The organism is Rhizobium sp. Root1203 (genome assembly GCF_001424945.1).
GTDB lineage: Bacteria > Pseudomonadota > Alphaproteobacteria > Rhizobiales > Rhizobiaceae > Rhizobium.
Genome location: NZ_LMCW01000004.1, coordinates 1 through 22260, shown reverse-complemented (window position 1 = coordinate 22260; position 22260 = coordinate 1). Strand labels below are relative to the sequence as shown.

Genomic DNA, 22260 nt, shown 5'->3' with positions numbered 1-22260 from the left:
ATTTTCAGGATCATAAATTCAAAAAATTCTGATTTTATGTATTAACGTGTCGTGCGATCCTCCTGCTGTCAAGAGTTCAAATCAAGGAGGCTTCCATGCCCTTCGTTCGTATCTCGCTTCTGAAAGGCAAGTCGCCCGAGCATCTGAGGGCAATTTCGGACAGTATCCACCGCGCCATGGTCGAGGCGTTCAACGTGCCGCCCGCCGACCGCTTCCAGGTTTTCCATCAGCACGAACCCGCCGAGTTGATCTTCGACCGGAACTATCTCGCCGGTCCGCGCTCAGACGACTTCGTGCTCTTCGCCATTACCGCCGGCAAGCCGCGTTCGACGGAAACGCGCAAGGCATTCTTCAAGCGCGCCGTCGAACTGCTCGGACAGTCCCCCGGCCTCAGACCGGAGGACGTCATGATCGTCGTGACGACGACGTCACCGGACGAGTGGTCGTTCGGCAACGGCGAACAGCAGATGACCGAGCCCGGCTGGGAGATCCGTGCAATGGAGGCGGCGGTATGAACGGCAATCCCGATCGCATGACAATCCGCCGCCCCGGCAACGCCGTCCGTTCGCCGCAGGGCGCCGGGACAGCGCCGTTCTGGGTGGAGATGCTGCTGGAGGGCAGTGCAGACGGCGAGAACACCGCCATGCGCGCCAGCCTCGAGCCCGGCACGATCACCAGCTGGCACACACATCCGCGCGGTCAGCTGCTCTATGTTCTCGCCGGCAAGGGTCTCGCCCAGCGCGACGGCGCCCACGTCGAGGAACTGCGCACCGGCGACGCCGTCTGGTTTGCCGCCGGCGAAAAGCACTGGCATGGCGCCGCTGCAGACAGCCCCTTCAGCTACGTCAGCATCCAGGCGGCCGAAGCCGGCCGCTTCGTCGATTGGCTGGAACCGGTGGAGGCCCCGCGATGATCGCCATGCAGTACAGCTTCACCCTGCCTGCCGACTACGACATGTCGATCGTCGACCGCCGCATCCGCGACAAGGGTCCAATGCTCGACGGCTTTCCGAACCTTGGCTTCAAGGCCTATCTCAGCGCCCGCAGGGGCGAGTTCGGTTCGCTCGAAAATCTCTATGCGCCGTTCTATCTCTGGCAGCAGCCGGATGGCGCCAGCGATTTCCTCGCCGGCTCCGGTTTCGAGGCATTGACGCAATCCTTCGGCTGGCCGCGAGTCGTGACCTGGATCGTCTGGCACGCCGAAACGGCGCCTGACGTCACCGATGCAAAATTCGCCACCCGGGAGGTCTTCCCAATCGAACCCTATGCGTCGCTCGCGCAACTCAGGGAAGCGGAGAGCAAGCGCGCGCAGGGTGAGGCGCGACAGAACGACGTCCTGGCCACCGTTTCGGCCTTCGAGCCGACGACCTGGACAATCGTTCGCTTCAGCCTTCACCGGGCCGCACCGCTGATTGCCGGCAACGGCCAGATCTATCGCGTCGGCCACGTGTCCACGCCCTAGGACCCGTCGAAGAGCGGGTCGCGATCAACCCCAGTCTGCGGCGTGCGACGGTTTCCAACGAACGCTTTTTCCCCGAAGCGCATCGCCAAAGCTATAAATCAAGAATTATATTCGGTATTTTTAATATACCTTAAGATTAAATCATACTTTTCAAAAATACTCGTCGCAGTATGCGTGCACAATCGCCGAGGGCACAACGAGACTAGCCGCCCAAGGAGGCACAAATTCTTGTGCGGCCAGTTCTGGATTCGGCGTTAGTCAGGTTTCCCTCCCCGCTCCGGAGATTGGTGTAGTGCTCCCGACTTAATTGAAACCCGCCGTGAAACCTAAAGAATTGCATAGGACGGGGTCATGTCGCGGGACGCCTGGATCAGACCGTCGCCCGGCGATACAGCGCAAGCGATCCGGCCAAGGCGAGCAGCGCGCCACCACAGGCGCGCTCGATCCAAACCGCCCCTGCCGTCTTCAGCAACCGGACGGCCTGCGAGCCGAAGATCGCGTAGCCGAGCATGATGAGGAAATCGAGCGAAGCGAAGGTCAGCGCCAGCAGCGCATATTGTGTCGCCTGCGGCATGATCGGATCGATGAACTGCGGCAGGAAGGCGGAGAAGAAAAGGTATCCCTTGGGATTGGTGACAGCGACCATGAAGCTCTTCAGGCCGATCGATAGCAACGATCCGCCGCCTGCCTGTCCGCCCGGTTTCAAAGCCGCATCGAACGTCCCTTTCGAACGCAACATCATGATGCCGAGGAAGGCGAGATAGGCAGCGCCGACGTATTTCAGCATCGCGAACCAGAATTCCGAGGCGGCCAGCAATGCACCCAGTCCGACTGCGACGGCGCCGATCAGCACGAAGTCTGAAAGGACCGCGCCCACCAGCCCGGCGCTCGCGCGGCGCACGCCGAAGCGCGAGCCGTTGGTCAGCGCCAGAAGCACCGTCGGCCCCGGCGTCGCAATGGCGACAAAGGAAACGGCCGCGAATGCGAGAAGCGTGAGTATATGCATGATGCCCTCCCCGGCGTTGATAACAGAACCTTGCATATGCAGCCGCAGCCCGCAACATCAGGGGAGTTCACAAGAAAATAGCCCGCCGCCTTCTCAGGCCGCGGGCTATGCTTCAATCGATAGCGACGATCTCAGATACCGCTCTGGCCGTCGGAGCCGATATAGGCGATGCGGAGCATGTTGGTGGCACCGGGCGTTCCGAGCGGTACGCCGGCCGAGATGATGATCCGGTCGCCCGGCTTGCCGAAGCCTTCGTCGGCCACGATGCGGCAGGCACGGTTCACCATGTCGTCGAGATCCGTCGCATCATGCGTGACGACGCAGTGCAGGCCCCAGACGATTGCCAGGCGGCGCGCGGTCTGGATGACCGGCGACAGTGCCAGGATCGGCACCTGCGGACGCTCGCGCGAGGCGCGCAGACCGGTCGTGCCGGACGAGGTGTAACAGACGATGGCCGACAGCCGCAGCGTTTCGGCGATCTGGCGGGCAGCAAGCGAAATCGCATCTGCTCCGGTTGCCTCGGGTTGGGCGCGCTGCGCGTAGATGATGCCCGGATAGTGCGGCTCGCGCTCGATGGCGCTGGCGATCGACGCCATCGTCGAAACGGCTTCGACCGGATAGTCGCCGGACGCGGATTCGGCCGACAGCATCACGGCGTCAGCACCTTCGAATACGGCAGTCGCAACGTCGGACACTTCGGCGCGCGTCGGCACCGGCGCCGTGATCATCGATTCCAGCATCTGTGTGGCAACGACGACCGGCTTGCCCGAACGGCGGCAGGCGCGGATCAGCTGCTTCTGGATCCCTGGGACGGATTCGAGCGGCATTTCGACGCCGAGATCGCCACGGGCGACCATCAGCGCGTCGGATAGCTCTATGATCTCCTCGATCCGCTCGATCGCCTGCGGCTTTTCGATCTTCGACATGATGCCGACGCGGCCGCGCGCGATCTTGCGCACTTCGGCCAGATCTTCCGGACGCTGTACGAACGAAAGCGCCACCCAGTCGACATCGTCGGTCTCGAGGACGGCAGCAAGGTCGACACGATCCTTGTCCGTCAGCACGCCGACGGTGAGCAGGGTGTCGGGAAGGCTCACGCCCTTGCGGTCGGAAATCTTGGTGCCCGAAATGACGGTCGTGACGATGCTCTTGCCGTCGCACTTGTCGGCGCGCAGCGCCAGCTTGCCGTCGTCGATCAGCAGGCGGTGGCCGGGCTTCACGGATTCCAGGATCTCTGGATGCGGCAGGTAAACGCGGGTGGCGTCGCCGGGGATGTCCTTGTTGTCGAGCGTAAAGGTATCGCCCGGCTTCAGATCGACCTTGCCTTCGGCAAACTTGCCGACGCGCAGCTTCGGCCCCTGAAGGTCGGCGAGAATGCCGATCGGACGGCCGGATCGCGCCTCGACGGAGCGGATGCGCTTGATCAGCGACCGCATCACGTCATGGCTGGCATGGCTCATGTTGATGCGGAAAACGTCGGCACCGGCCTGGTGCAGCTTCTCGATCATCGATTCCTCGGAGGAGGCCGGTCCGAGGGTGGCGAGGATTTTAACTTTGCGGTTGCGCTTCATCAATTCGGGCTTTCTTGCGTGCCTGGGGTATCGGAGAGTTGGACCATCCAGCTACCCTGGCGGCCCGTGTCATATTCCTTGAAACCCATCTTCTGATAGCCACGGGCGTAACAATCGTTGACACCCGTGATCTTGAACTCGTTCTCCGCCACGCACATCTGCACGTCACCCGTCCATCGGCCTCCCCGGGCGGCGTCTTCTGCGTAGAGGTAGTAATATCGGGACTGCAGCTCCCCCTCGATCAGTGTCGCGCAGGTCGTTGCCGGCACCTGCCACCAGCCTTCCGTCATCCAGCCGTCCTTGGCTCGATACCCGATCGCCACGCCCACCAGATTCTGCGTCCCATTGCACACGCGAAAATCGGCGCGGGCCACATCGGCAATAAAGAACGGCGAAAACGCCGCAAGAATGAAAAGGGCAAAACGGGCAAGCGGCCCGGAACGCGTAAGGAAACTTGGCGCGGTCTGGATCAACACGACTTCCAATTGGCTCCCGGTTATCAGTTGTTGTGCCTTCTTGCGCTGCCTCCCGGCGAAAGTCAACGCAATGCTAATCGATTATATTCCGCTTTGCCGACCCTGCCGCAACCATTGCCGCAATGATTGATTGCCGAGTACGCTTGAACCTCTCCTTTGCCCGTGCGATCAGAGACATGCTTGCAAACCTCGATCGGCAATTTCCTCTATGACCGCCTTCAAATCCTTCGAAATCCTAGCCGGAAATCATGACAGGGGAATGGTGCTCCTGGGCGATCACGCCATGAACCGCCTGCCGCAGCACTACGGCAGGCTCGGGCTTCCGGAAAGCGCCTTTGCCCGCCATATAGCCTATGACATCGGCATTGAGGCGCTGGTGCGCGCACTCTCCGCAAGGCTTGGCGTGCCTGCCGTTCTTGGCGGCTTTTCACGGTTGCTGATCGATCCGAACCGCGGCGAGGACGATCCGACGCTGATCATGAAGATCTCCGACGGCGCTATCGTTCCGGGCAACCATCCGATCAGCGCCGAGGAGTGGAATGGCCGCATCGAGGCGTTCCATCGCCCCTATCACAATGCTGTCAGCCGGACGATCGACGAGGTGGCGAACCGGACCGGCAAGGCGCCGCTCGTGTTTTCGCTGCATTCCTACACGCCGGCCTGGAAGGGCGTGCCTCGCCCGTGGCATGCAGCGGTGCTCTGGGACAGCGATCGACGCGCGGTCACACCGCTGCTCGACTTGCTCCGCGGCGATTCCGATCTGATCGTCGGCGACAACGAACCCTACGACGGCGCCCTGAAAGGCGATACGATGTACCGGCACTGCATGCTGACCGGCATCCCCCATGCCTTGCTCGAGGTGCGCCAGGACCTGATCGGCGACGATATCGGCGTCGCGGCCTGGACCGGCCGGCTTGCGCCGATCTTCGAAACAATCAATGCCGATCCGGCATTGCACGTCTATAATGTGCATGTATCGCGGACCGGTCCCTACGAATGAAGAACCTACGATGACGGAGAGCGACGTGACCGCACTCAGCAAGGAACAGCAGACCGAATTCGAAGCCGCGGCGTTCCGCAGGCTCGTTGCGCACCTGCGCGAACGCTCCGACGTCCAGAACATCGACCTGATGAATCTCGCCGGCTTCTGCCGCAATTGCCTGTCCAACTGGTACCGCGAGGCGGCCGAGGCCGACGGCGTCGCAATCTCCAGGGACGAGTCGCGCGAGATCGTCTACGGCATGCCCTACGGGGAGTGGAAGGACCTTCACCAGAACGAAGCCTCCGTCGATCAAAAAGCCGCATTTGAGCTGAACAAACCGCACAAATAGAGCCCTCCTCCTCGAATCGGCTTGACCGCGACCACGCTTCACGGCAGTCAACGCCATCCGAATTCCACACTCAGGAGAACACGATGTCTGATGCTCGCGGCATTGCCGGTGCCCAGCGTCGTTTTCGCCGCCGCTGACGAAAGGACTTAGACCATGGACGAGATAGCGACCGGAACCGAGACGGTAGCAGCAGCCGAACTGCGAGCCTTCATCGAACGCATTGAGCGACTGGAGGAAGAAAAGCAGACCATCGCCGACGACATCAAGGAAGTGTTCGGCGAAGCGAAAGGCCGCGGCTACGACACCAAGGCGATGAAGACGATCCTTCGCCTCAGAAAGAAGGACGCCAACGAGCGTCTCGAAGAAGAGTCGATCCTCCAGACCTACATGGCCGCACTCGGCATGGAATGACGACAAGCTGAAGGAGGGCGGATGGAGCCGCCTTCTTTCATTCATGTCGATGCCGAAATCCTGCATTTATGACAGTCTACGGGCTGTCACCTCGAGACATCGCCTCCGCCTGGCGTAGAGCTCAATCCCGCCATTGCCGGTTGGTGTTTCCAACGAGCGCCTTTCCATATGCATCGGCAGCGTCCCTGGATCGATGCCCCCCCCCAATACATGTCTGATCTCTGAAACGGCGTCGCGATGCAATTCGCGGCGCTTTTTCGTTTTCGACCAGTAGCTTGAATTGCGCCGCCGCTGCCGAGGCGCTTGCGCTGATCGCGCCAGAATAGACTTCCAGGCCATCGCGGCATTGGGCGTGGACGTTTGCGCCCTGCGATGATCGGCTGGCGCCCGCGAAACAAAGTCGTTGCATTCGAACGGTGAATATGTCTTTATACTCACCAGTCAGTTTTTAAAACTCTCCGATCAGAAAACAATAACTGGGACGGACCGGAGCGGCAGACTGAAGGGAGTCGATTTTGTCCGAAATCATACGCCTCGACGCCGGATCGCGGTCGCGTAGTACGAACCCAAGTAAGCCCCATGGCGGCAGGCAGGTTGAAAGAATGTCCTTGATGACCGAGCAATCCCACACCAACCAACCCGAACAACGCGAAGAGATTGTCCGGGTGTCGAACGTGGCCAAAGCTTTTGGAAACCACACGGTGCTCGAAGATATCAACTTCACGATGAAGGCCGGTGAGGTTGTTGCAATTATCGGTCCGAGCGGCTCTGGCAAAAGTACGCTCCTTCGATGCCTCAACCAGCTTGAACCTCCGACAAACGGTTCGATCAGCATAGCCGGCATAACCCTGGACGCCGGCAAGCAGGCAACAAAGAAGCAGCTCACCGACCTGCGCCGTGCCGCTGGCATGGTATTTCAGTCGTTCAACCTGTTTCCACATCTATCGGTCCTGACGAATGTGAGCCTTCCTCAGCAACGGGTTCTTGGACGCAGCAAGGCTGAAGCCGACAAGCGCTCTCTTGCGCTTCTCGAACGCGTTGGACTCCTGAACAAGGCTGATCAATACCCCGTTCGGTGTTCCGGCGGTCAGCAGCAGCGTATCGCCATTGCCCGGGCCCTCGCCCTCGATCCCAAAATCATGCTGTTTGACGAGCCCACCTCGGCGCTTGATCCGGAACTCGGCCTTGAGGTTCTCGCGGTCATGAAGGAGCTGGCAGAAGGCGGGATGACGATGATCGTCGTCACCCACGAGATGCATTTTGCCGAGACGGTGTCCGACCGCGTCATCATCATGGCGGACGGTCGCATCCTCGAAGAAGGGCCGAGTGCGTCGATTATGCGCAATCCGCAAAGCGAACGTGCCCAACGCTTCCTGCAGGCGGTCAAAAATCGATGAACACGGAATCACTCTTCATCATTCTGAGCGGTATTCCCTGGACGCTCGCCATCACGGCAGGTGCCTTTGTGTTCGGTGCGCTCCTCGGCATTCCCTTGTGCGCGATGAACGTCTCGCGGTCTCGGCTCCTGCACTATCTCGCGACAGCCATCATCCTGACGTTCCGCTCCATACCGCCGATCGTGTGCCTGTTCTTCCTCTATTTCGGGATCGGCTCGGGATACCTCCGGATTGGACCAATCGAGGCTTCAATCGTCGCACTGGGAATCATCACCGGTGCCAACATGGCCGAGATCTATCGGGGCGCCCTGAAAAGCATTCATGTCGGCCAATGGGAGGCATCCCACGCTCTGAACATGCCCCGGTGGTCTGTCTTCTTCGACATCATGGCCCCGCAGCTGGTTCGCGTTATCCTTCCGTCGGCAACGAGCTACATTATCGGTCTGCTCAAGGACTCGGCCATCGCTTCGACAGTTGGTGTCGCTGAAGTGGCCTTCCAGGCGAACTTCGTGTCCCGAAGACAATTCGAGGGGTTGGAAGTCTTCGCCGTCGCTGGGCTTCTTTACATTCTTATCAGCCTGCCGGTTGCCGCACTGGCACGGTATAGCGACAGCGTCATGAGAGCGAAGGTGGCCCGATGACTGACCTTCTTGTTTTTTGGCAAGAGAACCTTCCCCTCATGATTGACGGCCTGATCGTCAGCTTGCAGGTCACCGGGCTAGCTCTCTTTATCGGGATGCCGTTAGGCCTCTTTCTGGCGCTCGGGGTGCAGGGAAAGTCGATTGCCGTCCGCGCGATCTCGATGGCGATCGTCGAAATCGGACGCGGAGCGCCAGCGCTCATTCTCCTGCAGTTTGCCTACTTCGGCCTTCCCAACGCCGGCATCAGCCTTTCGTCATTCGGGGCTGCCGCTGCTGCTCTGTCGTGGACGACCGCAGCCTACACCAGTGAGATCATCCGAGCGGGCCTGGAGGCAGTGCCGCACGGGCAGAAGGAAGCGGCCGTAGCCGTCGGGTTCACACCCATGGACGCGCTGCGATTCGTGATCGTGCCGCAAGGCCTCCGTGTTGCCGCGCCCGCCCTTCTCGGATTTTCAATTCTAATGCTTCAGGCAACCTCCCTTTGCTTTGCAATTGCGTTGCCCGAGCTGCTTTCGCAGGCATACATGATTGGGACGACGACCTTCCAGTATCTCCCGATCCTTCTACTCGCGGGCATACTCTACGCCGCCATCTGCATCCCCGCGACAATTGCAGTGGCATTTCTGGAACGACGCTTAGGCCGGCATGCTGCCTAAGCCGAACCAACCCTACAGAGGGAAGATGAACATGAAAAAGGTGCTCGCTCCATTGGCAATCGCGTTAATGGCAAGTGTTTCTTCGTCCTTTGCGGCCGATTGCGCGAACCCGGTAACGACCATTACGGAAGGGAAGCTGACCGTAGCGGCCTATGACTATCCGCCGTTTACAGCGGTTTCCTCCGACGGGAAGATCAGCGGAATTGATCCGGACATCATTGAAAAGGCAGCGAAGGAAAATTGCCTGGAAGTTGTTCCCCTGGTGATGGACCCTGCCGCGACGATCCAGGCTGTGGTTGCAGGTAAGGCAGACGTCGCGATTGGAAGCTGGAACCGCACGGAGAAGCGTTCCAAGGTTCTCGGCATCTCCGCTCCGACCTATCTGGACCCCATGGGAATGTTCTCCAAGGACGGCGTCGACACGGTCGAAGCGCTTATCGGCAAGAACGTCGGCACGGTTCAGGGTTATCTCTGGGTGCCTGAATTGCAGACGCTTCTCGGCGGCAAGCTCAAGCTCTACCCGACCGCCGTCGCGCTCGCACAAGACTTGGAAGCTGGCCGGATCGACGTCGGTGTTGACGCTTACAATTATGGCGTGTATGTCCAGAAGACTTCTGGGGGCTACAAAGGCATTGCGATCAAGCTGGCACAGCCCGACGATCGTGTTCAGGCGTCGATCACGCCTCCGCAGGCGGGCCTGCTTTATACCAAGGGCAACGACTCGCTGGGAAAAGCATTGGATGCAAGCGTTGCCAAGCAGCATGATGCTATCGTCGAGGCCTTGGAAAAAGTCGGCTTCGACAAGAAGGTTGGCGACGTAGGCGAGCCACGCCTGACCAAGTAAACCAGACAGGAAGCCGTGCGTTCCCCACGCGCGGCTTCAAAGCCGAAGGCCTGCGAATGCCGGCGCTTCCGGAAAACTGGCGTATTCACATGCAATTTGCACACGCACTCACCACTATCTCATTCCTTTCGGCCGAATCAATTGACTGTCCGGTCAAAAATTTTGTAAGTTTGCTTTGTACGTGTTGTTGCTAATTCGATTGTCGAGGTCCACCGCTGGTCGAGCCAACCAATCTGAACCGTCTTGGCAGCCGTCATCGTTGAAACAACTGAGCACGAGGCAAGAATGAATTTGAAGGTGCGCGAAGAGCTGAAAGCGAAGAAGCAGGCCTATGTGCAGGAGGAAATCCTGACCGCCGCAGCAACGCTTTTCGCCGAGACGGGCATTCGTGCCGTTACCATCGACGACATTGCATCGAGCCTCGGATACACCAAATCGGTCGTCTACTACTACTTCAAGAACAAAAACCAGGTCTTGTGGGAAATCTTCCAGCGAATTCATGAAGCCTGGTGGCAAGACATGACCGCCATCATCGAGGCGGATCAGCCGCCGGACCAGCTCCTTGGAGCTATGATCAGGAAGCACGCACTCAACGTCATGGGCCGTGCTGCCTGGACCGCGATTTATTTCCGCGACCAGGGCGAGCTTACCGACGATCAGCAGAAGATCATTGTGAAGCGCAAGCGCGAATACGATCAGCTGTTTAAAGATGCGTATGTTAGGGGCGTCGAAGCTGGAATTTTCAGGGACATCCCGACGTACCTCATCGTCAGCTCGATCATCGGCATGTGCAATTTCACGCATGCGTGGTTCAAGCCCAAGGGACCGCTGTCTCCCGAGGACGTGGCAAATCACTACGTCGAGATTATTCTCAATGGCTGCCGCGCGTAGCGGATCATAGACAGATCAAGAATTGAACATTTGGGCCGTCTACGGCCGTTGAGCCCGTGCGATCACGGGCCGCCGATGGCAGACAAACGCCCCACCACCGACATCCGGTGGCAGAGCGTGATGCGTATCTCGTGATGCGTATCTTATGCTGCCCGCGAATGGAACATCACCTTCCATTCGCCTTCCTGGCATACAGTGCCTTCCTGGTTCCGGACTTCGACCCAGAAATTGACGATGCCGCGCGACGGATTTTTCGTCGGGCGGATAGCCGCAACCTTCTGGTAGACATGGATGGTGTCACCGATCTTGACTGGAGCCTTCAGGTCCCAGGTCATTCCAAGAAAAGCAATCGCTGTGCCCTCTTTCAGACCGAGACGGAATTCAAGGCCGGTCGCGATTGCGAACACCGCAGGCCCGTGGAGGATACGGGTGCCAAATGGGGTCGTCTTCGCAAACTCTTCATCCGTGTGAACCGGATTGAAATCGCCGGTCATGCCAGCGAACATCACGATATCGGTCTCGGTGATCGTGCGACGTGGGGTCGTCCAGCTTTGATCGACCTCAAAATCGTCGAAAAACTTTGCGTTTGGACCTACGTTAAGGGTGGTGCTCATGATGTCTCCTTGGATTTGAATACCTGTTCGTCTTTTTTTAGGCTGAATGGTGAGGGCGGTGTCGTGGTAATTATTGTTCGCCTCGTCTCCTGTAGCGTTCGATCCACGGCGACGCTTCTTCGAGCCGGGCAGACAGCCTCAAGACGTCGGCTTCCCTGCCAAAATGGCCGATCAGCTGGATACCGACAGGCAAACCATCGCGTGTCCAGTAGACCGGAACATTCGCTGCCGGTTGTCCCGATGCGTTGATGATGGCAAGGAAAGTCGTATAGTCGCCTACCCTGTTGCGGAACGTTCTGAAGTCGTTTGCCATGGTCAGCGTGCCGAGCTTTGCAGGCATTTGGGTCAGTGTCGGCGACAAGATAAAATCGTAGTCTGAAATGTAGAGTTCCATCTGGCGTGCAATCGTGTGGAAGCGGTTTATCGCCAGTGCATACGTTTCTGCACTCAGTGCCTTTCCAAGGTCGTACGCGTCAACCATTGCCGGCTCGAGCTTTTCGCGCCAGCCGTCGTCAGGGCTGGAGCGGAGCTTCCCGTTGACCGTCAGCGTCACGCTCGCGGCAAGAACGTCTTGATGCGACCTCAGGAAGCTCTTGTATTTGATCTCGGGTAGAGGAGCCTCGACGACGTCATGCCCCATGTCCTTCAGGAGCCTTGCGGTAGCTTCAACCGCTGCAACGCATTCTTCAGCGACCGGTATGTCGTCGAAAGCACCTGTCCATTTTGCGATCTTGAGGGGTCGCGTGAACGGCCGGTCGATCAGGTCCAGGTACTTTCCCGGAATTTCAGGCGCGGCATAGGGCGCTCCTAGCTCCATGCCAACGATGCCGTCCAGGGCGGCGGCCGTGTCGCGGACGGTCCTGGTTAAAACGCCATCCGCCGCCAGTCCTCCCCAGGCCTCCCCGCGCCAAGGTCCCATGGGAACCAGACCACGCGAAGGCTTCAACCCATAGACGCCGCAGCAGGCGGCCGGGATGCGTATTGAGCCGCCGCCATCGCTGCCGTGCGCGATCGGAACGACGCCGGTGCTCACGGCAACGGCGGCTCCGCCGCTCGACCCTCCGGCAGACCTGGTCTTGTCCCACGGATTGAGGGTCGGACCGTTGTTCTGGACGGCTTCCGTTGTTGGCGCCATGCAGAACTCGGGCACCGTTGTGCGGCCGAACGAAATAAACCCGTCGGCGATGAAGCGCTCATTGAGGGTCGCGTTGACAGGAGACTTGAGATCGGCAAATAGCCGCGATCCAACGCTTGATCTCAGGTAGGTCGAGGCAAGCCCGGAATCCTTCAACAGGAAGGGCAAAGCGCCGAACTGGCCCTTCAATTCCGCTTTCTCCGCGAGAGCCAATGCCTCGTCCGCCCTCACATAGCAGAGCGAATTGAACTCGCAATCAGACGCCTCTCCCAAGGCTACGGCGCACTGCATAAGTTCAGCAGGCGAAACCTGCTTCGAACGAAGCAATGTTGCGAGACTCAGGCCGTCAAGCATTTGATATTCTGAACGTTCCATCGCGATGCCTTCCCGTATCGGTCAGCTTGCCGCCATAAGCGGTTCGAAGCGTTCCCTGAGAACCCGCTTGTCGGTCTTTCCGGTCTTGCCCTGGGGCAGTTCGGTTTCGAAGAAGATCGTGCGGGGTACTTTGAAGTCGGAGAGCAGGCTCTCGACGTGCGCCACGAGTTCTTCCTGGGTGACGTCGGATCCGTGACGGCGAACAACGACAGCAACCGGTATTTCACCGAAAATCCGGTCTGCCATGCCGATGACGGCAGCATCCTGGACGCCGGGATGAGAGATCAGCACCTTCTCGACTTCGGATGGCGAGATATTCGCGCCGCCCCGAATGATGATCTCCTTGATCCGGCCGGTGATGTAGAAGAAGCCGTGCTCGTCCCGCTTCACGAGGTCGCCGGTTCGGAACAGGTCGTCCATCATGGATGCCTCCGTCATTTCCGGGTTCTTCAGGTAGCGCTTCATTGTTGCGGCAGCGCGCACCAAGAGCTCGCCGTCTTCGTTCACATCGCACTCCGTACCGTCGACACGGAGAACCTTGACCGCAGCTCCCGGAGCCGCTCGCCCGATGGACCCCTCAGGCAACGCGTGAGTGTCGTCGAAATAGCGCCCGAACACCGGGGTGCACTCGGTGAGCGCATAGTAGTTTTCGAGTTCCTTGCTGAACTTGCCAGTAAAACGGCGAGCCATCTCCTCCGAGAGCGGGGCACCCGCACAGATCAGCTTTCGCATTCCACTGAGATCGAACTGCAGCTCACGCTGCTCACAATATTCGAGCATCATCGAGAACATCGTCGGAACGCCGTGGAAAACGGAAGCTTTGTGCTCGATGAACGCTTCAAGAACCTCGCGTGGATGAAAGCGCCGCAGGATCACGACCGTCCCGCCAGCCTGCAGGCCTGCAGCCGCCGCCGTCGACAGGCCGTAGAGATAGCCGAGCGGTAGCGCAACCAATGTTCTGTCTGCTCCCGTGACGCCCCACATCCTGGACAAAGCGATCGGGCAGCCTACCTGCGCTTCATGATCGAGAACGATCGCCTTCGGTGTTCCCGTGGAGCCAGATGTATAGATGATGAGGAAGTCGTCGTCCGATTGAACCGGTTCACGCACGATCTCGGTCTTGGGCAGGATTTCTGCCAGTCGTGCCATCGGAATCAGGGCATCGTCCGCAACCGCACCCTTGGCAGTTTGGGCAACGACGTCATCGTAAAACAGCACCTTCGCGCCGCTGTGACCGAAGCTGTACTCAACCTCGCTCTGCGTCAAATTCGGGTTGAGCGGAACAAAAAGCGCACCGAGCATCGCCGCAGCGTAGTAGCAGTAAAGCAACTCTGGGCGGTTCTGCGCAAATGCCGCGAAGGTATCCCCCTTGCCGATACCCCTGAGCCGGAGATGCCGCGCCGTATTTTCAATGCGTTCGAGCAGCTGCTGGTAGGCGACCTGTTCGTTCTCGAATACGATCGCAACTTTTCCCGGGTTCGTCCGAACCGAGGCCTCTAAGGCCGCAAAAACCGAAGCAAACGGTGTCTCGGAAGTCTGTGTCACGTCTGAACCCTCTATTGCGTGTCGTTGTGTCGCTTCCGCGCGGTTTCATGCCCCGGCATCAACCGGTCTTGTGGTTCCAGGCGCGAGCGGCATCCGCGACCGTCGAAAACTGTGTGCCCGGTACCGACTTCATGTGGTCTATCAGCCGGGACAGCATCGAAATGCGTGGTCCGCGACCAATGATCTCGGGATGCATCGTCAGCGTGAATACGGAGTTCGAAACTGTCGTCGAGAAGTCGAACTCCTCGCGCCAAAGTTCATAGACTTCCGCCGGCGTCCTCATTCCGAGATAGAGCGGCTTGTTCAGGAACATGAAGTGCGGGAAATCGTCCAACTCCCACGCAACCGGAATTTCGACCACCTTTGACGGCGGGCCAGGCTGGTAACTCTCTTCGGAGACCTGATATCCCCTGGGAGCCCAATAAGGCCTGTAGTCGTCTGCCATCAGGCTGCTGTCGTAGAGAACGCCGCGCTCTTCGAGCAGCGCCACGGAGTTCTCGGACAAATCCCACGCCGGGGATCGATAGCCTGCGGGTGAGAAGTCTTGCCCAAGCGCGTTGCGCAGCTTGGCAAGCGCGCGGTCAAGCAAGGAGGCTTCGTCGCTCTTGCTCAAACCGACCGGCGTCTCGTGGCAGTATCCGTGCATGCCGATTTCGTGACCGTCTTCGAGAATTCGCAGTGTCTCCCGGTTGAACGAGACGGCGGTATGGGCAGGGACGAAAAACGTCGCCTTCACGGCCTTCGCCGAGAGCAGTTCAAGCACGCGAGGGAGGCCCACCCGAGGCGCAAACTCGCCGCGAGACATCGGATTTGCGGTGGTTTGCTTCAAGGAGCTGATCCACAGCGATACGGCGTCGAAATCGAAGGTGAGACAAACCGTCGTCATGACACCAATCCGAGATAGGCCTGCTCCTCATCGCCGTTCAGACGACGCGAGATAACGATCCTGTTGATGTCGTTGGTGCCTTCTCCAATCGTATAGAGAAGAGCTTCACGATAGAGTCTTTCGACGGCGTACTCTTGAATATACCCTGCACCACCGTGGACTTTCACGGCTTCGTGGACGATTTCAACCGCCGCATCGCTGGCATACATCTTCGCCATCGCACTGATCATGTCGCAACGACCGCCTCGCTCTTTCATCCACGCCGCCTCCATCGTCAGCAGTCGCGCGGTCACGAGTTTGGTCGCCATATCCGCGAGCTTGAACTGGATTGCCTGGTGTTTGTCGATGGTGACGCCGAAGGTCACCCGTTCAGAGGCATACCGCTTCGCCTCGGATAGCGCGTTCGTGGCAAGACCCACCGCGCTGATGGCGATGGCGATCCGGCCAATTTCCAGGGAATCGAACAGATGGTGGAAGCCCTTGCCCTCCGCACCGCCAAGAAGATTTGCCTTCGGCACCGCAACGGAGTCCATTTCGATCTGCACTGTATCGACGAGTCCGAACGCCATTTTATGGAAGGTCGTTGTGACGCTCACCCCAGGCCAGGCCTTCTCGACGATCAGCAGACTGAATGCCTGCTTGGCGTCCGGGCTCTCCTTGGGATGCTTCACCAGCGTAAGAAGCAACGTCGCCTTGTCGCCGTTGGTCACGTACGTCTTGCTCGCCGTCAGGTTATAGCTGTCGCCTTGACCGACGGCATTGGCGCGAATTGCCTGAAGGTCGGATCCGCAGCCCGGTTCCGTCAGGCATAGCGAGCCTCTATGCTCGCCGACGGCCAGACCGGGAAGATACTCCTCCTTCTGCTCATCGGTCCCGTAGTGCGAAATGGCATAGGCGACCGTCGAATGGCTGTTGATGTAGGCCGCAAGCGTTGTCCATCCGCGAGCAACCACTTCCATGACGGCGGCAAACACCGGGACGCGCAAGCCAAGACCACCGAACTCTTCCGGAACCGCAATGCCGAAGAGTCCAAGTTCGAGCATGCCATCGACGATCGCCTGGGGATAATTTCCGTCCCGTTCGAGAGCCGCGACATTGGGCCTGACCCGCTCTTCGATGAAGCGTTCGACCGTCGAAACGATCTCGTTTTCTTCGGGTGTGAATTGCTCGTAGTTCATTTCGCTGTCCAACCCCCGTCGATGACAAATGACTGACCATTGATGTAACTTGCCTGATTGGAGACCAGGAAAGCGATCAGCTCTGCGATTTCCTCTGGCTTTCCCTTGCGACCGGCCGGGACGACGCGCTGAAGCCAGCTGTTGTCGGAGCCTGCACCGCTCATTTTTGCAGGAGCATGCTCTTCAAGGAGCTTCGCCGAATTTCCGCGAACGTTCGTGTCGATTGCGCCGGGGCACACCGCGTTCACTGCGATGCCCCGGTCCGCATATTCGCAGGCAATCTGCTTGGTAAAGCCGATGAGGCCGTGCTTGGATGCGGTGTAGGCAGGACCGTCGGCATAGCCCACGATGCCGCCGATCGAAGAGACGTTGATGATCTTTCCCTTGCCGGCTTTCAGCATGTGCGGAATTACCGAGCGGCAGGCATAGAACGGACCCCGAAGGTTCACGTTCATAATCTGCTCCCAAAGCCCGTCGGTCGTCTCAAGAACGTTGACGAAGCCATCGAAGACGGCAGCATTGTTGATCAGGGCATCCACCTTTCCGTGATCCCTGATTGCGCCGTCGATCAAGGCTTCCACCTGCTCCCGCTGCCGAACGTCCGTGCGAAAAAATCTGGCCTTGCCGCCGTTGGCCTTAACCGCGGCAACGGTGGCTTCGCCTTCGCTATCGAGAACGCCGCCGATCACGATGGTAGCCATTTTCCGCGCCATCAGTTCTACGGAAGCGCGACCGATTCCTGTCTCACCGCCCGTGATTACAACGACTTGGCCATTTAAATCGGTCATTCGATTCTCCCGCATTGTGCCAGCCCAGGTGCGTTATTCGCCCCGCGCATACCACAAAGTATGCAAATTTGAACTATCGGTACGATAATCACGAAGCTGTCTCCAAGCAACATAAAAGTGGTTGAGCTGCTTCATGTGAATCGTTTCGAAAGGCTATGCAGCGGCGGCCTCCAGGCCGCCGCTGGCGGAAATCAGGGCCGAACGGCAGCTGGAAATTTCTTTCCGAGATCGTGAATGATTTCCCGTGCTGCGTTGTGCCCGGGAACGCCGTTCACACCGCCCCCCGGGTGGCAGGCTGCGCCGCACATGTACATTCCCTTGATCGGAGTTCTGTAGTCCGCGTAGTGCTGAATTGGCCGACGGAAGAACACCTGATCGAGGCTCATTTCGCCATGATGGACATGTCCATCAACCATCGCGAACATCTCCTCGATGTCCTTGGGCGTCAGGATTTGCGCATGAAGCACTTCCCTGTCGAACCCGGGGGCATATCGGGATATCTGGCGAACAACGATATCGAGAAGCTCCTTCTTGGTCTCCTCGTTCCACTCGCGGCCGTTCAGCTTGTAAGGCACGTGGCCACCCATGATCTGGACGACATGCTGCCCTTCCGGAGCAACCGTCTTGTCAAACGCACTGGGTGTCGTGATCCACAGATATGGATGCTTTGACATTTCGCCGTTCTGAGCGGTATGAAATGCATCTTCCAGCTCATCTGAGTTTTCGGCAAGCGTGACCGAGCCTGGGTTGGCTTCGTTGAGATGACGGGAATCGTAGGCGGTCCAGCGGGGCAACGCGCTGCAGGCAAGGTTGATCTTGAATGCGATCGATTTGGTGCGGTGACGCTCGACCTGTCCCTTAACCTCCTCGGAGAGGTTCTCTTTGCCGATCAGGTCAAAATACGTCATCTTCGCGCCGGCATTGGAAACGACCGTCTGAGCAGCGATATGCTCGCCGTCGGCAAGTTCAATCCCGACAGCCCTCCCGTCTTTGATGTCGACTTTCTTGACCATCTGCCCGGTGACGACGTCCACACCGTGACCTTTGGCGACGCGCAAAAGAGCTTCGGAGATTGATCCCATTCCACCCTTGATCAGGCCGCCGCCGCCGGCGGACGTCGTGTTGTCACGGAGGTAAGGACGAGCGAGCACGTATGCCGACCCTTGCGTCTTCGGACTGATCAAGCCCGCGGAACCGGACGCGTAGCTACCGAATGCTGTCAGGACTTCATCGCTTTCAAACCAGCGCCGCAGGTAATCGTCAGCGCTTAGCGTAAGCAAATCCCATACGTCGTAGACGCGTGCGCCGATGTCGCGCATGCGCCAAGCGAGGGACATCGCCTTCCCGATATCCTTAATCTTGCCCGTCGTCGGATCGACTGGCGTTTCGAACAACAGCCGCCGAAGATACGGTATGGTCTCAGCCATGTGAGCTGCGAATTTCGGATAGTTCTCGGCGTCCTTCCTCGAGAACCGAGCCAGCTCTTCGACGAAACGCTGCTCCTCGGGCCAGTAGATGATGCTCTTGCCGCTGTCGAATGGATGGAAGCTCGGGGGGACGGAAATGACTTCGACGCCATTCTTCTGCAGGTCGAGGTCGAGCATGATCTTCGGCTGCAGCATGCTCATCCAGTAGGATGCCACGGAGATGGTAAAGCCGGGCCAGACCTCGCGTGAGATAGCCGCGCCACCAACGAATGGCTGCCTCTCCACCACGCACACCTTCAATCCTGCCTTGGCGAGATAACAGGCGCAAACCAGGCCGTTGTGGCCACCACCAATGATAACGACATCGTATTTCTTCATCGCACCCTCGGAACTTTACGGGACGACCGCAAGCACTTCCGCTTCAACGAGCAGACGCGGATCGTACAGGGCTGCTTGGACTATGACGCTTGAGGGAGGGCATTCCTGGCTCCAGTAGCGGGCCCGGACAGTCCGGATAGCCGCCAGCGTCTCAGGGTCAAGATTGCTCACGTAGCACGTCATTCTGGCAACGTGGCTGAAGTCGAGATTTGCCGCCGCCAATGTCGCGGTCAGGTTCTCGAAAAGAGCGACAACCTGGTCCTCCGGGGACGATACGATGACTTCCCCGTCTCTATCGGTCCCGACATGGCCGGTGGATACGAAAACACCGCTGCCTCTCAGAATTATTCCCTGCGAGACCCCCGGCCATGCGCTTCCGGGAGGGTTTACCGCTGTCAACATTCTGCAACTCCTTCAAGGGCCTAATCGATTGTGACCCGACCATAATTCCTATGGCCTGAAGTGTACAGCGAATCTGACTGAATGTACAAATAAAAATACTTCACAGTCAGTTTTTATCCGGCGCGGTCTCGAAACGCTCTCGTTGGGACCGCTCGGGCACCAGAAAAACTAAATCTGACCTTTGGGTCATTTCATTTGACTTATTAGTATGTTTTGATAGCCTCAGTGCAAATTTGATGGCGAGCCGTCAGCGATGAAGCCAGATATGTGAGGTCGGATCGATGAAAATCCTCGTGCCCGTAAAGCGGGTTGTTGACTACAACGTGAAAATTCGCGTCAAGGCTGACGGGTCCGGGGTCGAGCTTGCAAATGTAAAGATGTCGATGAACCCGTTCGACGAGATTTCCGTCGAGGAGGCTCTTCGACTGAAGGAAGGCGGCGAAGCAACCGAAGTGGTTGTCGTCTCGATCGGGCCGCCAAAGGCTGAGGAGACGTTGCGTACCGCCCTGGCGATGGGTGCGGATCGAGCTATCCTGGTGGAAACTGAAGAGAGTGTCGAACCGCTCGCCGTCGCTAAAATTTTGAAAGGCGTGACGGACGCGGAAGCTCCCGGGCTGATCATCGTCGGGAAGCAGGCGATCGACGACGACTCGAATCAAACCGGCCAGATGCTCGCAGCCCTGATGGGTGTAGCGCAGGCGACCTTCGCCTCCAGTATCGAGATCGGCGATGGCAAAGCAAAGGTTGTCCGCGAGGTCGACGGCGGACTGCAGACGATTGCAGTCAAGCTTCCAGCGGTGATCACCGCCGATCTCCGCCTCAACGAGCCCCGCTACGCGTCGCTGCCCAACATCATGAAAGCGAAAAAGAAGCCGCTCGATAAAAAGACGCCCGCTGATTTTGGTGTCGACACGAGCCCGCGGCTCAAAATTGTAGCCACCGAGGAGCCGAGCGGTCGCAAGGCAGGCGTCAAAGTGTCATCTGTCGCGGACCTGGTGGCGAAGCTTAAAACCGAAGCCGGCGTTCTCTAAATCAACCTGCCTGGATCAAGGAGCTCAACTTTATGGCCATTCTCCTCTTGGCTGAACACGACAACCAAACTCTTTCCGATCAGACCGCGAAGGCGTTGAGCGCTGCGGCGAGAATTGGTCCCGATGTACATGTCTTGGTGGCGGGACAGAACGTCAACTCCGTTGCCGACCAGGCTGCCAGACTTGCGGGCGTGACCAAAGTTATCCTCGCCGACAGCGACCGGCTTGCGAACAATCTGGCGGAACCGCTGGCAGAATTGATTGTGTCGCTGGCTCAACCTTACGACACGATCATTGCTGCGGCGACCTCCGTCGGAAAAAACGTCTTGCCACGCGTAGCTGCCCTTTTGGACGTGGCGCAGGTCTCGGAAATCATCGAGGTGGTTTCTCCCGATACTTTCAAGCGTCCGATTTATGCAGGCAACGCGATACAGACGGTTCAAACCACGGATACGAAACAGGTTATCACCGTCCGTACCGCATCGTTCTTGCCTGCCTCCCAAGGCCAGACTGCTGCTGCCGTTGAACAGGCGGCGGCAGCCCTTTCTTCTGATCTCTCGTCGTTTGTCGCAGACTCGCTCTCCGTTTCTGAACGTCCTGAACTGACGTCCGCAAAGATTATCGTCTCCGGCGGCCGCGCACTCGGCTCCAAAGAGAGATTCGAGGACGTCATCCTTCCGCTCGCCGACAAATTTGGTGCAGCCGTGGGCGCGAGCCGTGCCGCGGTTGACGCCGGTTATGCACCGAACGACTGGCAGATCGGACAGACCGGCAAGGTGGTGGCCCCCGATCTCTACATTGCCTGCGGGATTTCGGGAGCGATCCAACACCTGGCAGGGATGAAAGACTCCAAGGTGATCGTCGCCATCAACAGGGATGAGGAAGCGCCGATCTTTCAGGTCGCCGATTATGGTCTGGTAGCCGACATCTTCGAAGCTCTACCCGAACTGCAGAAGAGCCTTTAGGCGGGGGCCTCTCAAATGCCTCAGGTCAATCGGAGAGCGCCGACGCGGAGTGACGATCTGCTTTTGCTCGACTACGACGCAAACACCACGCATTCAGGCGGTGGCCGCGCTGGATCGCGGCCGATTTCGCTGCAGTTTATGGTGAACGCGATGTGCAGCGCAATGCTTGCACCGGACACGCCGCTGATGCCGATGCGCGTCGCCGCACAGGTCTTTGAGAAGCTGATAAGACAAGGTCAAGTCGCGCTGGGCGAGGGTTCGCAGACACCAGACAGTCAGAGAATTCTGGATATCGCCCTTGGAAATCTCGACCGTCAGAAAGGCGTCTTCGGCGAGTTGTCCCGCAATCTTCGCATGTTGGCCGGGCATCTCGTTTGGGCGCAAGGCCGGAGTGGGCCATTTGCGAGCCGAAACTTCGAAAGTTCCCATGCGCACGCCGTCATCGTTGGACCCGGAGGAATTGAGGAACGAACCGATGTCAGGATCGGTTTGACGATCATGGCTCCCTACACACGCTTTCCCGATCACACGCAATATCAGGCGCGAGCGTTTCTCTCCCTCTCGCCGCTGGAGTTCTGCAGGGAAAGCGAGAGCTGGACAAAAGCGGGCTTTGGTGCCGTCTGCTACAGCGGCGCAGGGGAACTTGTCGGAATACGGTGCACGACAAAGCCTCTCCTGCTGCTCTGGTGCAATACCGAGCGCCCGTAGTGTCCCACCTAAGGAATGGCAATGGCCGATTTGGATAGTCCCGAACGCGAAAGCATGGAATTCGACGTGGTGATCGTCGGCGGCGGCCCTGCCGGTCTGTCGGCGGCGATCCGGCTGAAGCAGGTCGACCCCGACCTCTCCGT

At 58.7% G+C, this 22260-nt stretch carries 26 protein-coding genes; 15 read left to right on the top strand and 11 right to left on the bottom strand.

Features of this window, described 5'->3' with window-relative positions; translation table 11 throughout:
- Nucleotides 1-95: 95 nt before the first annotated feature.
- From ASC97_RS05380 to ASC97_RS05370, 3 genes are read left to right on the top strand one after another with little or no spacing between them, the layout of a single operon-like run.
- Nucleotides 96-515 carry a tautomerase family protein gene (locus ASC97_RS05380; RefSeq protein WP_057467322.1) on the top strand — a complete coding sequence of 140 codons (420 nt, stop codon included), beginning with the start codon at nucleotides 96-98 and terminating at the stop codon, nucleotides 513-515.
- Nucleotides 512-913: a cupin domain-containing protein gene (locus ASC97_RS05375; protein WP_057467321.1), complete on the top strand. Its 402-nt coding sequence runs from the start codon at nucleotides 512-514 to the stop codon at nucleotides 911-913. The genes ASC97_RS05380 and ASC97_RS05375 overlap by 4 nt, the downstream gene beginning before the upstream one ends.
- On the top strand, nucleotides 910-1461 hold the full coding sequence (locus tag ASC97_RS05370; protein WP_057467320.1) for a DUF4865 family protein: 552 nt from the start codon (nucleotides 910-912) through the stop codon (nucleotides 1459-1461). Before ASC97_RS05375 ends, ASC97_RS05370 begins: the two co-directional genes overlap by 4 nt.
- A 370-nt stretch (nucleotides 1462-1831) precedes the next feature.
- Here ASC97_RS05370 and ASC97_RS05365 read toward each other — a convergent pair whose 3' ends face one another.
- The 3 genes from ASC97_RS05365 to ASC97_RS05355 form a co-directional block, all read right to left on the bottom strand.
- Entirely contained in the window at nucleotides 1832-2467 is a 636-nt protein-coding gene (locus tag ASC97_RS05365; RefSeq protein WP_057467319.1) for a LysE family translocator, read from the bottom strand.
- 131 nt (nucleotides 2468-2598) lie between these two features.
- Entirely contained in the window at nucleotides 2599-4038 is a 1440-nt protein-coding gene (pyk, locus tag ASC97_RS05360) for a pyruvate kinase (RefSeq protein ID WP_057467318.1), read from the bottom strand.
- Nucleotides 4038-4523: a DUF1036 domain-containing protein gene (locus ASC97_RS05355; protein ID WP_113000462.1), complete on the bottom strand. Its 486-nt coding sequence runs from the start codon at nucleotides 4521-4523 to the stop codon at nucleotides 4038-4040. Before ASC97_RS05355 ends, pyk begins: the two co-directional genes overlap by 1 nt.
- Before the next feature lie 199 nt (nucleotides 4524-4722).
- Between ASC97_RS05355 and ASC97_RS05350 the strand changes: the two genes are divergently transcribed.
- From ASC97_RS05350 to ASC97_RS05315, 8 genes are all read left to right on the top strand, one after another.
- Nucleotides 4723-5514 carry an N-formylglutamate amidohydrolase gene (locus ASC97_RS05350; RefSeq protein ID WP_057467317.1) on the top strand — a complete coding sequence of 264 codons (792 nt, stop codon included), beginning with the start codon at nucleotides 4723-4725 and terminating at the stop codon, nucleotides 5512-5514.
- 25 nt (nucleotides 5515-5539) lie between these two features.
- On the top strand, nucleotides 5540-5845 hold the full coding sequence (locus tag ASC97_RS05345) for a DUF1244 domain-containing protein (protein WP_057467429.1): 306 nt from the start codon (nucleotides 5540-5542) through the stop codon (nucleotides 5843-5845).
- Nucleotides 5846-5998: 153 nt separating this feature from the next.
- Entirely contained in the window at nucleotides 5999-6256 is a 258-nt protein-coding gene (locus ASC97_RS05340; RefSeq protein WP_057467316.1) for a DUF2312 domain-containing protein, read from the top strand.
- A 602-nt stretch (nucleotides 6257-6858) separates the two neighbouring features.
- Nucleotides 6859-7653: an amino acid ABC transporter ATP-binding protein gene (locus tag ASC97_RS05335; RefSeq protein WP_057467315.1), complete on the top strand. Its 795-nt coding sequence runs from the start codon at nucleotides 6859-6861 to the stop codon at nucleotides 7651-7653.
- Entirely contained in the window at nucleotides 7650-8294 is a 645-nt protein-coding gene (locus ASC97_RS05330) for an amino acid ABC transporter permease (RefSeq protein WP_057467314.1), read from the top strand. The genes ASC97_RS05335 and ASC97_RS05330 overlap by 4 nt, the downstream gene beginning before the upstream one ends.
- Nucleotides 8291-8950: an amino acid ABC transporter permease gene (locus ASC97_RS05325; protein WP_057467313.1), complete on the top strand. Its 660-nt coding sequence runs from the start codon at nucleotides 8291-8293 to the stop codon at nucleotides 8948-8950. The genes ASC97_RS05330 and ASC97_RS05325 overlap by 4 nt, the downstream gene beginning before the upstream one ends.
- A gap of 31 nt (nucleotides 8951-8981) precedes the next feature.
- Nucleotides 8982-9794 carry a substrate-binding periplasmic protein gene (locus tag ASC97_RS05320; protein WP_057467312.1) on the top strand — a complete coding sequence of 271 codons (813 nt, stop codon included), beginning with the start codon at nucleotides 8982-8984 and terminating at the stop codon, nucleotides 9792-9794.
- A 285-nt stretch (nucleotides 9795-10079) separates the two neighbouring features.
- Complete coding sequence (locus ASC97_RS05315) at nucleotides 10080-10685, top strand: TetR/AcrR family transcriptional regulator (protein ID WP_057467311.1); 606 nt, start codon at nucleotides 10080-10082, stop codon at nucleotides 10683-10685.
- A gap of 143 nt (nucleotides 10686-10828) precedes the next feature.
- Here the strand turns inward: ASC97_RS05315 and ASC97_RS05310 are convergent, their stop codons facing one another.
- From ASC97_RS05310 to ASC97_RS05275, 8 genes are all read right to left on the bottom strand, one after another.
- Nucleotides 10829-11299, bottom strand: coding sequence for a MaoC/PaaZ C-terminal domain-containing protein (locus ASC97_RS05310; RefSeq protein WP_057467310.1), 471 nt, complete (start codon nucleotides 11297-11299; stop codon nucleotides 10829-10831).
- A 70-nt stretch (nucleotides 11300-11369) separates the two neighbouring features.
- Entirely contained in the window at nucleotides 11370-12809 is a 1440-nt protein-coding gene (locus tag ASC97_RS05305) for an amidase (RefSeq protein ID WP_057467309.1), read from the bottom strand.
- Between the two features lie 21 nt (nucleotides 12810-12830).
- Nucleotides 12831-14354: a class I adenylate-forming enzyme family protein gene (locus ASC97_RS05300; RefSeq protein WP_057467308.1), complete on the bottom strand. Its 1524-nt coding sequence runs from the start codon at nucleotides 14352-14354 to the stop codon at nucleotides 12831-12833.
- 58 nt (nucleotides 14355-14412) lie between these two features.
- The gene (locus ASC97_RS05295; RefSeq protein WP_057467307.1) at nucleotides 14413-15240 is read right to left on the bottom strand and encodes a polysaccharide deacetylase family protein; all 828 of its coding nucleotides are present in this window, start codon (nucleotides 15238-15240) and stop codon (nucleotides 14413-14415) included.
- On the bottom strand, nucleotides 15237-16418 hold the full coding sequence (locus ASC97_RS05290; RefSeq protein ID WP_057467306.1) for an acyl-CoA dehydrogenase family protein: 1182 nt from the start codon (nucleotides 16416-16418) through the stop codon (nucleotides 15237-15239). Before ASC97_RS05290 ends, ASC97_RS05295 begins: the two co-directional genes overlap by 4 nt.
- On the bottom strand, nucleotides 16415-17206 hold the full coding sequence (locus tag ASC97_RS05285) for an SDR family NAD(P)-dependent oxidoreductase (protein ID WP_057467305.1): 792 nt from the start codon (nucleotides 17204-17206) through the stop codon (nucleotides 16415-16417). The genes ASC97_RS05290 and ASC97_RS05285 overlap by 4 nt, the downstream gene beginning before the upstream one ends.
- Nucleotides 17207-17397: 191 nt before the next feature.
- Complete coding sequence (locus ASC97_RS05280; protein WP_057467304.1) at nucleotides 17398-19011, bottom strand: phytoene desaturase family protein; 1614 nt, start codon at nucleotides 19009-19011, stop codon at nucleotides 17398-17400.
- Between the two features lie 15 nt (nucleotides 19012-19026).
- Nucleotides 19027-19413: a RidA family protein gene (locus ASC97_RS05275; protein ID WP_057467303.1), complete on the bottom strand. Its 387-nt coding sequence runs from the start codon at nucleotides 19411-19413 to the stop codon at nucleotides 19027-19029.
- Between the two features lie 281 nt (nucleotides 19414-19694).
- On the opposite strand from ASC97_RS05275, the gene ASC97_RS05270 reads away from it, so the two are divergent.
- From ASC97_RS05270 to ASC97_RS33775, 4 genes are all read left to right on the top strand, one after another.
- Complete coding sequence (locus ASC97_RS05270) at nucleotides 19695-20444, top strand: electron transfer flavoprotein subunit beta/FixA family protein (RefSeq protein WP_057467302.1); 750 nt, start codon at nucleotides 19695-19697, stop codon at nucleotides 20442-20444.
- Nucleotides 20445-20476: 32 nt separating this feature from the next.
- Entirely contained in the window at nucleotides 20477-21409 is a 933-nt protein-coding gene (locus ASC97_RS05265; RefSeq protein ID WP_057467301.1) for an electron transfer flavoprotein subunit alpha/FixB family protein, read from the top strand.
- A gap of 15 nt (nucleotides 21410-21424) precedes the next feature.
- On the top strand, nucleotides 21425-22117 hold the full coding sequence (locus ASC97_RS05260; RefSeq protein ID WP_057467300.1) for a dimethylsulfonioproprionate lyase family protein: 693 nt from the start codon (nucleotides 21425-21427) through the stop codon (nucleotides 22115-22117).
- Nucleotides 22118-22138: 21 nt separating this feature from the next.
- The coding region (locus ASC97_RS33775; protein ID WP_156390313.1) for an FAD-dependent oxidoreductase at nucleotides 22139-22260 on the top strand (122 nt) is incomplete at its 3' end.